Below are 11,796 nucleotides of genomic sequence, written 5' to 3' on the forward strand. Positions count from 1 at the left end.
GGGGGACCCTGTGGGAGAGTAGGACGCCGCCGAACAATCATTGTGGGAAAGCCCCGCACCTTATGGTGCGGGGCTTTTCTGCGTTCACCACCAATTTCATCACCAATTTCACCACCCATATCCAAAATCCGGCTCTAGGGTGGCCGAATGCGCTATGAACTGGTCATCTTCGACAACGACGGTGTCCTCGTCGACAGTGAGCCGCTCGCCAATGCCATCCTCGCCGGGTATCTGACCGAGCTCGGGCACCCCACCACGTACGAGGATTCCCTCCGTGACTACATGGGCGCCGCGGTGCACCGGGTGCACGATCTGATCGGGGAGCGGACCGGGCAGCGGCTGCCGGCCGACTTCGACTCCATCCTGCACGCCCGCACCTTCGCCGCGTTCGAGCGTGAGCTGGAGACCGTGCCAGGCGTGACCGACGTACTCGACAAGCTCCTGGCCGACGCGGTGCCGTACTGCGTGGCGTCCTCCGGCAGCCACGAGCGGATCCGGGTGGGGCACCGAAAGACCGGGCTCGACCGGTGGTTCCGGGACGAGAACATCTTCAGCGCCGAGGACGTCGGACGGGGAAAGCCCGCGCCGGATCTCTTCCTGCACGCGGCCGCCCGTATGGGCGTGGCCCCCGAACGGTGTGTCGTCGTCGAGGACAGCCGGCTGGGAGTGCAGGCCGCGATCGCCGCCGGAATGGATGTGTACGGCTTCACGGCGATGACCCCGGTCGACCGACTCCCCGGCGTACGCGGCCACTTCACCGAGATGGCGGATCTCCTCGACCTGCTCGCCGCACGCGATTGACCGTGTGATCCGCCTACCCATGGGTAGAGGAGCGGCTTACGCTGTGCCGCCATGACGGTGGGCATGACAGACGCGCGGCTGCGGCGGGGGCGAGGCGCCCTGGCGGGCAGCTTCTTCGTGCAAGGGGTGACCTTCGCGCTGCTCGTGACGCGTATCCCCGCCATTCAGGACCGGTACGGGATATCCGATGCGCTGCTGCCCGTCTTCCTCGCCGCCGTGCCGATCCTGGCCGGCGTGGCGAGCGTACTCACCGGGAAGGTCGTGCGGCGGATCGCGCCCAGTGCGGTCCTACGGTGGGCTCAGCCGCTGGTGCTGCTCGCGCTGCTCGGCGTCGGGGCCGGCACCGAGATCTGGCAGGTCGCCGTGGCGCTCGGCCTCTTCGGTCTGGCCGTCGGTGCCCTGGACGCCGCCATGAACATGCTGGGGGTGAGCCTCCAACGGTCGTACGGGCGCAGCATCATGCTCGGCTTCCACGCCGCCTACAGCTTGGGCGGGATCGCCGGGGCGTCCCTCGCGTGGGCCGGGGCGCACTGGGATCTGGCGCTGTTCGTGTCCTATCTGCCCGTCGTCGCCGTCCTCGTCCCCGCCGTGCTGGCGGCGAGCCGCTGGTACGTGGACGGCTCACTTCCGCCCGCCACGCACAAGCAGCACGGGCAGAATCCTCAAGGCCCGGCCGCGGTGTCGTTCAAGCTGCTGCTGCCGCTCTGTCTCGTCATGACCTTCGCGTACATAGGGGACTCCACCGTCGCCAACTGGAGCGCGAAGTATCTGCAGGACGTGCTCGGCAGCTCGGAGGAGCTGGCGACCGTCCCCTACAACGCGTACATGGTGACCACGCTGCTCGGGCGGGCCGTCGGGGACTTCGGCGTACGGCGGCTGGGTGCCGCGGCCGTCGTGCGCGGCGGGTCCGCGCTGGCGGCGGTGGGGTTCGCGGTCGTGGCCCTTGCGCCGGGTGCCTGGGTGGGGATGGCCGGGTTCACCCTGCTGGGTCTGGGGCTCAGTGTGCTCGTGCCGCAGACCTTCGCGGCGGCCGGACGGCTCTTTCCGGACGCCAGTGACGCGGCCGTGGCGCGGCTGAACGTCTTCAACTACGTCGGCTTCCTGATCGGGTCGCCGCTCGTCGGGGCGCTCGGGGACGCCTGGAGCTACCGCGGGGCGATGCTCGTACCGATGGTATTGGTGCTGGTGACCGTGGTGTACGCCACGTCGTTCGGCTTTCGGTCGGCCCGATACGGTGGCGGGCATGAGCGGCCGCGCACTGTTGATGTGGGATGAAGCTGTCACGGGGTACGACTTCGGTTCCAGCCACCCCATGGACCCGGTCAGGCTCGCGCTGACCATGGGGCTCGTACGAGCCTACGAGCTCAATCGGGCCGTCGAGGTAGTGGCGGCCAAGCCGGCCGGGGACTCCACGCTCCGGCTCGTGCACCGTGAGGACTACGTCGACGCCGTGAAGGCCGCCTCGGCGGACCCGGCGGCGGCTCAGCAGGAGTACGGGCTGGGGACGGTCGACGATCCGGCGTTCGCGGGGATGCACGAGGTGTCCGCGCTGATCGCCGGGCAGTCGGTCGGGGCCGCGGAGGCCGTCTGGCGCGGCGAGACCCAGCACGCGGTGAACTTCGCGGGCGGGCTGCACCACGCCATGCCCGGGTCGGCGTCGGGGTTCTGCATCTACAACGACGCGGCGATCGCGATCGCGCGGCTCCTGGAGCTGGGGGCGGAGCGGGTCGCGTACGTGGACGTGGACGTCCACCACGGCGACGGGGTGCAGGCGGCGTTCTGGGAGGACCCCAGGGTCCTCACGGTCTCGCTGCACGAGCACCCGAGGACGCTGTTCCCGCAGACGGGCTGGCCGGAGGAGACCGGGGCGGCCGGGGCGGCCGAGGGCGGCGCGGTGAACGTGGCGCTGCCGGCCGGGACCGGCGACGCGGGCTGGCTGCGGGCCTTCCACGCCGTCGTCCCCGAGCTGCTCGCCGACTTCCGGCCCCAGGTGCTGGTGACCCAGCACGGCGCCGACACCCACTTCGAGGACCCGCTGGCGCATCTGGCGGTGTCGCTGGACGCGCAGCGCGCGGTGCAGCTGGCCTGCCACTCGCTCGCCCACGAGTACGCCGACGGGCGGTGGGTTGCGCTGGGCGGGGGCGGGTACGCGGTGGTGGACGTCGTACCGCGGTCGTGGACGCATCTGGTGGGGATCGCGGGGCACCGGCAGGTGGAGCCGGCGTCCATGATCCCGGAGTCCTGGCGGGACGAGGTGTACGCGCGGACGCGGCAGCCGGCGCCGCGGCGGATGACGGACGGGAGGTGGCCGGTGACCTGGCGGGAGTGGGAGGCGGGCTACGATCCGGCCGACCGCCTGGACCAGGCGGTTCTGGCGACCCGCCGGGCGGCGTTCCCGCTGCGCGGGCTCCTGCCGTAAGCCTGTCGCGCACAACCCGGTGGGGCCACGTGCGGCGAGGCGGGGCCCCGCCGGGGAGGGCCGTGCAAGGCCGCCGGGAGGCCCGGAGCGGCCGGGCCGGTGGCATTACGCCAACTGTGCGGTCCGGCGCGGGTTCCGGCCCACCACCCTCCCTGCTGCGGCAGCATCGGAGGGTGTTGAGCACCGGGGCGCTGCGCGCGCACTTGCTGGCGGCCAGGCTGGCCGGGACCGTCGCCACCTCGCGGGAGGAGAGCCTGCGGAGCTACCGGCTCTTCGCCGCACGCGATCCGCGGGTGACGCTCGGGCTCGACCCCGAGTGGGGGTGGGGCGAGCGGGACGTGATGGCCCTGATGGCCGACAAGTGCGGGGTCTCGGACGACCCGGGGCACGTCTCCGGGCCGGATGTCATCGACCCCGAGCGGACGTTGAGCGGGCTCGACGCGTTCGCGGACCGGCTGGCCGAGGTGGCCGCGCGGCGTGGACCGGTGCTGTTCGGGACCGGGCACCCACACCGGCTGCTCGGTTTCTACGCCGATCTTGCAGACGCTTTGTCGGCGGCAGGATGTCTTGTTCTCACACCCGCGCAGGGGAGATGTGTCGACATAACGACCCGGTTCGGCCTACGCACGTACAACCTCGACTACGTACGGGGAGTCGCACTCGTCCGGGAACCCGGCCCTCCGAGCGCCCGGCGCGAGACCGGGGCGCACACCCACTCACCGCTGCCGGTTAGGACTGCGCTGGAGGGTGTCCTGGACGGCGGCTGGCCGCTGCCGGAGCTGGTCGTCGGGGACCATGGCTGGGTCTGCGGGGCAGGTCAGCTGGGTATTGAGGCCATCGGCGTCGCCGATACGGACGATCCGGCGCTGTTCGTCGGGGAGGCGGAGGGGCGGGTGTCCGTCGCCGTTCCGCTTGATGACGCTGTGCGGTCTGATTACTACCGACCGCTTACTCGCTATGTACTCAATCGAGCGTGTCTGTCACAGTAAACGGCCGATGGCTGCTCCTCTTCCCCACTCGTACCACCCGCCCCTAGTCTGGAGCGTGAGCGCACAGCGACGAAGAGTCACCGGAGGGGAAGCCGGTGGGCGTCGTGTGCGGAAGGTACAGGTGGGTCATGGCTGCTGGCGAGAGGCCTCTTAACGAGGTCAAGTTCCTGACCGTGGCGGAAGTCGCCTCGGTGATGCGCGTGTCGAAGATGACCGTGTACCGATTGGTGCACAGTGGTCATCTGCCGGCGATCAGGGTGGGCAGGTCCTTCCGGGTCCCGGAGCAAGCGGTGCACGAGTACCTCCGAGAGTCCTTTGTGGGGGTGGAGACCGCATAGCCGGCGAGCCCCTTCTCCCCCTCGGATTACAAGCTCGGCGCTCGGCCCGGTAGGCTAGGCCGACGTAGGTCGTGTGGGCCCAGACGCCCCGCACCGAGATCCCCGCTGATGCGGGGGTGTTCCGAGAAGTGAGCGAGGGTAGTCGTGGGCTCTGTTATCAAGAAGCGGCGTAAGCGGATGGCCAAGAAGAAGCACCGCAAGCTGCTCAAGCGCACCCGCGTTCAGCGTCGCAACAAGAAGTAGGCGACAGCTGCACGTGTGGCATTCACGGGCCTCCCACCATCCGGTGGGGGGCCCGTGGCGCATTTCCGGAACCCCTGACCCGTCGTCGGAGATCCCGCCCCCGGCCTAGGGCCCATGGCGGCCAAGGGGCGCAAACTCCCGCCAAGAGGGCCGCGCAGTCATGTCAGCGCAACATCCACCCGCTACGGTGACCCTTACGGGACCGAAGGGAAGGCGCTGATCTTGGGCAAAGTCGTGCTCGTCACCGGAGTGGCCCGTACGCTCGGCGGCCGGTTCGTACGGCGCATCATTCGGGATCCGGAGGTCGACCGGGTCATCGGCGTGGACGCCGTGACGCCCGAGCACCATCTCGGCGGCGCCGATTTCGTCCGCGCGGACATCCGCCAGCCCACCATCGCCAAGGTCCTCGCCCAGTACGACGTCGACACCGTCGTCCACATGGACGTCACCGGCACCCCGCTCGGCGCCGGCGGCCGCGCCGTGGTCAAGGAGACCAACGTCATCGGCACCATGCAGCTGCTCGGTGCCTGCCAGAAGTGTCCGGGCATCAAGCGGCTGGTGGTGAAGTCCAGCACGAGCGTCTACGGCTCCGCGCCCCGCGACCCGGCCGTCTTCACCGAGACCACCCCGCCCAAGTCGCTGCCGAGCGGCGGGTTCGCCAAGGACGCCGTCGAGGTCGAGGGGTACGTCCGGGGCTTCGCCCGGCGCCGGCCGGACGTCGCGGTGTGCGTGCTGCGCTTCGCGAACATCCTCGGGCCGTGCGCGGACTCCCCGCTCGCCGACTACTTCTCACTGCCGGTCATGCCGACAGTGTTCGGCTACGACCCTCGGCTCCAGTTCGTCCACGAGGACGACGTCATCGACGTCCTGCGGCTCGCCGCGCACGAGCCGCGCCGCGCCACGCTCAACAGCGGCACCTTCAACATCGCCGGTGACGGTGTGCTGCTGCTCTCGCAGTGCTCGCGGCGGCTGGGGCGGCCGACCGTGCCGCTTCTGCTGCCGGCGGTCACCTGGGTCGGTTCGGCGCTGCGGACGGTCGGGATGACGGACTTCTCGCCCGAGCAGATCCGTCTCCTCACCCACGGCCGCGTGGTCAGCACGGTGCAGATGCGCGAGACCCTCGGCTTCACCCCCTCGTACACGACCGCGGAGACCTTCGCGGACTTCGCGCGCAGCCGCGGGCCGGGCCTGCTGCCGCCGGAGGCCCTGGCGGCCACGGTCGACCGGATCGCGGCCTCGCCGCTGGTCACCCGCCGTACGGCCGCCTCCCGTCCGACCGTCGCCGGGCGGGGAACCCACACCACCCAGAGCACACAGAGCGCCGAATAAGGAGCGCGGGCACGATGGCGGACGCCAAGGTCATTCCGTTCGACGACGACAGGTCGCGCGCGGGTGCGCCGCGTTCCTCGCGCCGACGGCCCGGGGCGGGCGGCAGGCGCAAGGGCGATCCCGTCGCGCCGGTGAGCCCGCTGCCGGGCCAGCAGAGCGCCGAGCCGGCCCTCCAGGACGCGTCGCAGCCCGCCACGGGGGCCCAGGGGCCCGCTGTGGGCAGCGGCTGGGAGAAGCGGCTCGCCGGGGGCCTGGCGTTCCTGCGGCGGCGTGTCACGGGCGACTACGAGGTCGACGAGTTCGGCTACGACAAGGAGCTCACCGACCAGGTCCTGATGTCACTGCTGCGGCCCCTGTACGACACGTACTTCCGGGTCGAGGTGAAGGGGATCGAGAACATCCCGTCCAAGGGCGGGGCGCTGGTGGTGGCCAACCACTCGGGGACGCTGCCGCTGGACGGGCTGATGATGCAGGTCGCCGTCCACGACAACCATCCGGCGGGCCGTCATCTGCGGCTGCTCGCGGCGGATCTGGTCTTCATGCTGCCGGTGGTCAACGAGCTGGCGCGCAAGGCCGGGCACACGCTGGCGTGCGCGGAGGACGCGGAGCGGCTGCTGACGCGCGGTGAGGTCGTCGGGGTGATGCCTGAGGGCTTCAAGGGCATCGGAAAGCCGTTCAGCGAGCGCTACAAGCTCCAGCGCTTCGGGCGCGGCGGTTTCGTCTCGACGGCGCTGCGGGCCGGGGTGCCGATCGTGCCGTGTTCGATCGTCGGCGCGGAGGAGATCTACCCGATGCTCGGCAACGCCAAGACACTGGCGCGGCTGCTCGGTGTCCCGTACTTCCCGCTGACGCCGACCTTCCCGTGGCTGGGGCCGCTGGGGGCGGTGCCGCTGCCGACGAAGTGGACGATCCAGTTCGGCGAGCCGATCCCGACGGACGGCTATCCGCCGGAGGCGGCGGAGGACCCGATGCTGATGTTCAACCTGACGGACCAGGTCCGCGAACAGATCCAGCACACGCTCTACAAGCTGCTGGTGCAGCGGCGGTCGGTCTTCTTCTGACAGGCCTGACGAAGTGGGGTGCTCTCCCGGGCGGGAGGGCACCCCACTTCGCGTCAGTCCTTGACGTCCTCGCCGTCGATGCCGAGGCCGCCGATGAGCCCGGGCAGTACCGGCGGGATCGTGACGTCCGGCGCCGGGGGCAGCGGCTCCTGATCTGTGGGGACCGCCGGCGTGCCCGGGGCGGGCTGGTCGAGCAGGCCGCCCGTGTCGCCGCCGAGCAGTCCGTCGTCCGCCGGGCCGCTCGAACCGGACCCCGAGCCGGAGGGGCCGGGCTGGGTCCCTTCGGCGGACGGGCCGGCCGGAGCGGACGGGGACTGTCGTCCCGTACGGCTGCCGGACGTGTCCTGGGTGGCGCCGGGGCTGCCCGTACCACCGCCGGCGGTCTTCTCCGGGAGGACCGGAAGCTGGGACCGCAGCGGGTCGACCTCTTGGTCTATGGCGTCGAAGACCGACGTCACCTTGTTGCCGACGTCGGCCAGCTGCACCGGCAGCCGGTCGCGCAGCCCTGCCCAGGTCGTGCGGTGCGCCTCGGCGAAAGAGTTCAGCGTGGCGATCGGGCCGAGGGCCCCGTCGCGCTGATACGCCTGGCGGAGCAGCCGGTGGCCCTCGGAGGCGTCGTGCTGCATTCCGTTGAGCGCGCGCCGGATCTCGCCCAGGTGTTCGTGGTCGAGGGAACCGGAGCGGTCCCGCTCCATGAGCCTGCGGGCCTCGCTGAGCCGGGTGGACGCCTGGTTGAGATAAATCCCGCCGCGGTCCGCGTCGTCGTCCGCCATTCCCAGCTTGATGTCCTCCATGCCCCGCTTCAGCGGGTAGAGGGAGTCACCGGGAAGGGCGTCGGAACTGGCAGCGGCCACTCCGCTGAAGGCGCCCGCGGCCACACCGACGGTGAGGCCGCCGGCCGCGAGCCCCTTCGACCAGCGGGAGCGGGGGCGCAACTTCCGCAGCGGGGAGGCCCGGTGGGCACCCCGAGCGCCGGCGGTCCGCTGCTCCGGCACCGTAGGTCCCGCGGACGCACCCCCTTCCGCGAGCATCGCTTCCATGGCGGCCACGAGCTGGGCTCGCTGCACCACCTTGACCTCGGGGTCCATTTCCGGCTTCGGCAGTTCGCCGAGGCCGGTCGCCAGGGCCAACAGCCGCGTCGGCTCGGCCTGTTGGGCCGCCGCGTCGGTCTGCTCGGCCGCCGTGCCCTGGGGCGTCCGATCCTCCAGGGACTGGGCGAAGGCGTTCGCCCGCCGGTGCGCCGATACGTTCGCGATCACTGGCGGCACCTCCTCTCGTCGTCACGGTCGACTCCCCGGGGGGTCCGGAAGGTTGCATGTCTTGAGCACATCCACGCGATCGAGTGAGTGGCAGTGGACAAGACGTGACCACAGGGAGCCTGCATCCCGCACAACGAGCGGCGCGGCACTTGGGTTACGCGCGAAAGATGATCGGACCAGTGCGTCATCGGGGAGTCACTGACGGTGAGTTGGGGGTCAGCGGGCGTCGTCGGGGAGGAGCCGTGCCAGGGTGCGCACGGCCCGGTATTGGAGGGTCTTGATGGCGCCCTCGTTCTTTCCCATCACGCGGGCGGTCTCGGCGACCGAGAGGCCCTGCAGGAAGCGGAGGGTGACGCACTCCTGCTGCTGGGGGTTGAGGCGGCGGACCGCCTCCAGGAGGGCGGCGTTGGAGAGGGACTCCAGGACGGAGTCCTCCGGGCTGCGCTCGACCTCGTTGGCGTCGAGCATCTCGCCGGTGGTGACCTCCAGCCGGAAGCGGCTCGACTTGAAGTGGTCGGCGACCAGGTTGCGGGCGATCGTGACCAGCCAGGCGCCGAAGTCGCGGCCCTGCCAGGTGAAGGTGGAGATGCGGCGCAGGGCGCGCAGGAAGGTCTCGCTGGTGAGGTCCTCCGCCGTCGCCTTTCCGCCCACGCGGTAGTAGATGTAGCGGTAGACGGTGTCGCTGTACTGGTCGTACAGCCGGCCGAAGGCCTCGGCCTCGCCCGCCTGGGCGCGCTCGACGAGGTCCATCATGCGCGCGCTGTCACTGTCCGCGGTGGGGCGGCGGGCGGCGGTCGAGGTGCCGGACCCGCCCCGGCCCCCGCGTCTGCCGACCGCGGCACCGCCGTCGGCGAGGGCATAGCAGGGACCGGCCGGTACAGGCGCGGCGAAGGCGGGGACGGCGTACGCGGTGGGGACGAAGCCGCGCAGGTGGTCGAGGACCGTTGCGCGCAGCGTAGCCAGGCCCGAGGCGTCAACCCCGACGTGTGGGTACACGGGACTCCCAGAGGCAGAGCTTCCATCACGTGCAGTACGGGACCGTTCACCCGTCGTGGCGACGTGTGGGTTCCGGCATGCGTCTGAGGAGAATAACGCTTCGTACAGGCAGCGCTACACCCAGTTGCTCAAATCATCGATTCCGTCGCTTCTGTTACCTCTTGACGACGTATCAAGTCGCACTTGGTGATCGGTTATTGATCGGATTACTTCGCGATCTGCATACCCGGCTGATCTGTTGTGCCCGAGTGGTAGAGGCGCGACTGACGCGCGCCACGCCTGGGTAGGACGAGGGGAATGGCTGTCCGCAGTCGCGTGCGGCGGTGTTCGACCACGTACGGGTGACCCCGCCGCGCCCCGGGGTGCCGAGGGGCGCGGCGGGGTACGCCGGACGGGTGATGGGTGGGCCGGTGAGGGCGGCCGGTCAGCGACGGCGGCGGTGCAGGGCGACCGCGGCCGCCGTGCCGCCGGCGAGCGCGCCGACGCCCGCGGCCGCCGGGATGCCGACCTTGGCCGCCTTGCGGCCGGTGCGGTAGTCGCGCAGCCGCCATTCGCGGGCCCGGGCGTACTTGCGCAGCTTGGTGTCGGGGTTGATCGCGTACGGGTGCCCGACCAGCGACAGCATGGGGATGTCGTTGTGCGAGTCGCTGTAGGCGGCGCAGCGGGCCAGGTCCAGGCCCTCGGCCGCGGCCAGCGCGCGGACCGCCTCGGCCTTGGCGGGGCCGTGCAGCGGCTCGCCGACCAGCTTGCCGGTGTAGACACCGTCGACGGACTCGGCGACCGTGCCCAGCGCGCCGGTCAGGCCCAGCCGCCGGGCGATGATCGTCGCCGTCTCCACCGGGGCGGCCGTGACCAGCCAGACCTTCTGGCCCGCGTCGAGGTGCGCCTGGGCGAGGGCGCGGGTGCCGGGCCAGATGCGGTCGGCCATGTACTCGTCGTAGATCTCCTCGCCGATCGACATCAGCTCGGAGACGCGGTGCCCCTTGACGATGGACAGGGCGCTGTCGCGGGCGTCCTGCATGTGCTCGGGGTCCTCGACGCCGGCCAGCCGGAACCACGCCTGCTGCCAGGCGAACCGGGCCAGCTCGCGGCGCTGGAAGAACTTCCGCTTGTAGAGGCCGCGGCCGAAGTGGAAGAGCGCGGCGCCCTGCATGACGGTGTTGTCCAGGTCGAAGAAGGCGGCCGCGTGGACGTCGCCGACGACGGGAAAGGCCGGCTCCGGCGGGGCGGCGGTCTCCTGGAGGTCCTGGAGCTCCTGCGACGTCTTGCGCGCCGCCTCGGCGGCGGCCTCGCCTGCCAGCACGCTGCGCGCAGTGGCGGAGCGCCTACGGGGGGTGAGCCATCCCAGTGCGGCCATAGCGTGAGCATAGCCAGTCTGTTCGGTCCTTCCTGACCGCTGGGGATGCCCTCGCGTGAACTCTCCGCGACCACGCTGTTAAACCGGCTTATCCGGAGCAAGCTGGAGATAAAGGAGCCCGTCGGCCGTGGGCGCAGAATGGTCGGCATGGTGTGGCGCATGAAGAAGAAGACAGCGGCGACCGGCGGCTCCGCCGGGCCGCGGACGGTGACGCTGATCGGGAAGCCCGGCTGCCATCTGTGTGACGACGCGCGAGCCGTGATCGAGGAGGTGTGCGCCGAGACCGGAGCGGTCTGGGAGGAGAAGGACATCACCCAGGACGAGGAGCTGTACCGGGCCTACTGGGAGCAGATTCCGGTCGTCCTGGTCGACGGCGAGCAGCACACCTTCTGGCGGGTGGATCCGGCCCGGCTCAGGCGTGAACTGGGGGCGTGACCCGAAAGGCGGTTACCATCATGGACGTTTTGCTGGGATTCGGGGGCGTATCCGTGAGGAGTGTGTACGGCTTTGCCCCCTTCGGGTCTTCAACGGGCTGACGCGGTCCTTGGTTCCCTGTTGGCGCGAACCGAACGCGTGACCCCGGTCACTTTGCCCGGACAAACCGGACACCATCTTTGTGCACGCGTTCACAAAGACATAGCCTGCATTCGACGGGGCGGTCCTGGGACGCATGGCCGCCAGCCTCGCTCATCCCGCAGGAGCACCGTGGCAACTGGCCGAACTCACCGACCGGCGACCCGTAGCCGAGGAATCCCTGAGGCTACCGTCGCCCGGCTTCCGCTGTATCTGCGCGCACTGACCGCGCTCTCGGAGCGCTCCGTACCCACGGTCTCCTCCGAAGAGCTCGCGGCCGCCGCGGGGGTCAACTCCGCCAAGCTCCGCAAAGACTTCAGCTACCTCGGCTCCTACGGGACCCGCGGCGTCGGCTACGACGTCGAGTACCTCGTCTACCAGATCTCCCGCGAGCTCGGCCTCACCCAGGACTGGCCCGTCGTCATCGTCGG

Annotated in this window: 13 protein-coding genes; 10 read left to right on the forward strand and 3 right to left on the reverse strand. The window is 70.6% G+C overall.

The features are described 5' to 3' along the window. Positions 1 to 147 precede the first annotated feature (147 nt). The 8 genes from IEZ01_RS12410 to IEZ01_RS12445 all read left to right on the forward strand — a co-directional run bounded on the left by IEZ01_RS12410 (position 148) and on the right by IEZ01_RS12445 (position 7,180). The gene (locus IEZ01_RS12410) at positions 148 to 801 is read left to right on the forward strand and encodes an HAD family hydrolase (protein WP_019888487.1); all 654 of its coding nucleotides are present in this window, start codon (positions 148 to 150) and stop codon (positions 799 to 801) included. Between the two features lie 63 nt (positions 802 to 864). Next, positions 865 to 2,076 (forward strand): MFS transporter, encoded by a 1,212-nt coding sequence (locus IEZ01_RS12415; RefSeq protein ID WP_189201846.1) that lies wholly within the window; start codon positions 865 to 867, stop codon positions 2,074 to 2,076. Next, complete coding sequence (locus IEZ01_RS12420) at positions 2,045 to 3,220, forward strand: acetoin utilization protein AcuC (protein ID WP_028797823.1); 1,176 nt, start codon at positions 2,045 to 2,047, stop codon at positions 3,218 to 3,220. The genes IEZ01_RS12415 and IEZ01_RS12420 overlap by 32 nt, the downstream gene beginning before the upstream one ends. Before the next feature lie 173 nt (positions 3,221 to 3,393). Then, positions 3,394 to 4,209, forward strand: a complete 816-nt coding sequence (locus IEZ01_RS12425) for a phosphatase (protein WP_019888490.1) — start codon at positions 3,394 to 3,396, stop codon at positions 4,207 to 4,209. A gap of 128 nt (positions 4,210 to 4,337) precedes the next feature. Then, the gene (locus IEZ01_RS12430; RefSeq protein WP_040875176.1) at positions 4,338 to 4,547 is read left to right on the forward strand and encodes a helix-turn-helix domain-containing protein; all 210 of its coding nucleotides are present in this window, start codon (positions 4,338 to 4,340) and stop codon (positions 4,545 to 4,547) included. 144 nt (positions 4,548 to 4,691) lie between these two features. Next, positions 4,692 to 4,790, forward strand: a complete 99-nt coding sequence (locus tag IEZ01_RS12435; protein WP_003948845.1) for a 30S ribosomal protein bS22 — start codon at positions 4,692 to 4,694, stop codon at positions 4,788 to 4,790. A gap of 222 nt (positions 4,791 to 5,012) precedes the next feature. Next, entirely contained in the window at positions 5,013 to 6,119 is a 1,107-nt protein-coding gene (locus tag IEZ01_RS12440; protein WP_229832906.1) for an NAD-dependent epimerase/dehydratase family protein, read from the forward strand. 14 nt (positions 6,120 to 6,133) lie between these two features. Continuing rightward, positions 6,134 to 7,180 (forward strand): lysophospholipid acyltransferase family protein, encoded by a 1,047-nt coding sequence (locus tag IEZ01_RS12445; protein ID WP_019888493.1) that lies wholly within the window; start codon positions 6,134 to 6,136, stop codon positions 7,178 to 7,180. A gap of 53 nt (positions 7,181 to 7,233) precedes the next feature. Here IEZ01_RS12445 and IEZ01_RS12450 read toward each other — a convergent pair whose 3' ends face one another. From IEZ01_RS12450 to IEZ01_RS12460, 3 genes are all read right to left on the reverse strand, one after another. Continuing rightward, complete coding sequence (locus IEZ01_RS12450; RefSeq protein ID WP_019888495.1) at positions 7,234 to 8,439, reverse strand: DUF5667 domain-containing protein; 1,206 nt, start codon at positions 8,437 to 8,439, stop codon at positions 7,234 to 7,236. A 216-nt stretch (positions 8,440 to 8,655) separates the two neighbouring features. Then, entirely contained in the window at positions 8,656 to 9,435 is a 780-nt protein-coding gene (locus IEZ01_RS12455) for an ECF subfamily RNA polymerase sigma factor, BldN family (RefSeq protein WP_019888496.1), read from the reverse strand. A gap of 424 nt (positions 9,436 to 9,859) precedes the next feature. Next, positions 9,860 to 10,792 (reverse strand): HAD family hydrolase, encoded by a 933-nt coding sequence (locus IEZ01_RS12460; RefSeq protein WP_189201678.1) that lies wholly within the window; start codon positions 10,790 to 10,792, stop codon positions 9,860 to 9,862. A gap of 159 nt (positions 10,793 to 10,951) precedes the next feature. Between IEZ01_RS12460 and IEZ01_RS12465 the strand changes: the two genes are divergently transcribed. Further along, the gene (locus IEZ01_RS12465) at positions 10,952 to 11,227 is read left to right on the forward strand and encodes a glutaredoxin family protein (protein WP_373287603.1); all 276 of its coding nucleotides are present in this window, start codon (positions 10,952 to 10,954) and stop codon (positions 11,225 to 11,227) included. 270 nt (positions 11,228 to 11,497) lie between these two features. Continuing rightward, positions 11,498 to 11,796, forward strand: a 299-nt coding sequence (locus IEZ01_RS34860; protein WP_308427167.1) for a winged-helix domain-containing protein, incomplete at its 3' end; no start/stop codon positions are given.

The sequence above is a fragment of the Streptomyces purpureus genome, assembly GCF_014648195.1.
GTDB lineage: Bacteria > Actinomycetota > Actinomycetes > Streptomycetales > Streptomycetaceae > Streptomyces > Streptomyces purpureus.

Excerpts from the sequence above, each read along its gene's own strand:
- IEZ01_RS12410 (WP_019888487.1), top strand. The coding sequence starts at position 148 with ATGCGCTATGAACTGGTCATCTTCGACAACGACGGTGTCCTCGTCGAC.
- IEZ01_RS12415 (WP_189201846.1), top strand. The coding sequence starts at position 865 with ATGACAGACGCGCGGCTGCGGCGGGGGCGAGGCGCCCTGGCGGGCAGC.
- IEZ01_RS12420 (WP_028797823.1), top strand. The coding sequence starts at position 2,045 with ATGAGCGGCCGCGCACTGTTGATGTGGGATGAAGCTGTCACGGGGTAC.
- IEZ01_RS12430 (WP_040875176.1), top strand. The coding sequence starts at position 4,338 with ATGGCTGCTGGCGAGAGGCCTCTTAACGAGGTCAAGTTCCTGACCGTG.
- IEZ01_RS12445 (WP_019888493.1), top strand. The coding sequence starts at position 6,134 with ATGGCGGACGCCAAGGTCATTCCGTTCGACGACGACAGGTCGCGCGCG.
- IEZ01_RS12460 (WP_189201678.1), bottom strand. The coding sequence starts at position 10,792 with ATGGCCGCACTGGGATGGCTCACCCCCCGTAGGCGCTCCGCCACTGCG.
- IEZ01_RS12465 (WP_373287603.1), top strand. The coding sequence starts at position 10,952 with ATGAAGAAGAAGACAGCGGCGACCGGCGGCTCCGCCGGGCCGCGGACG.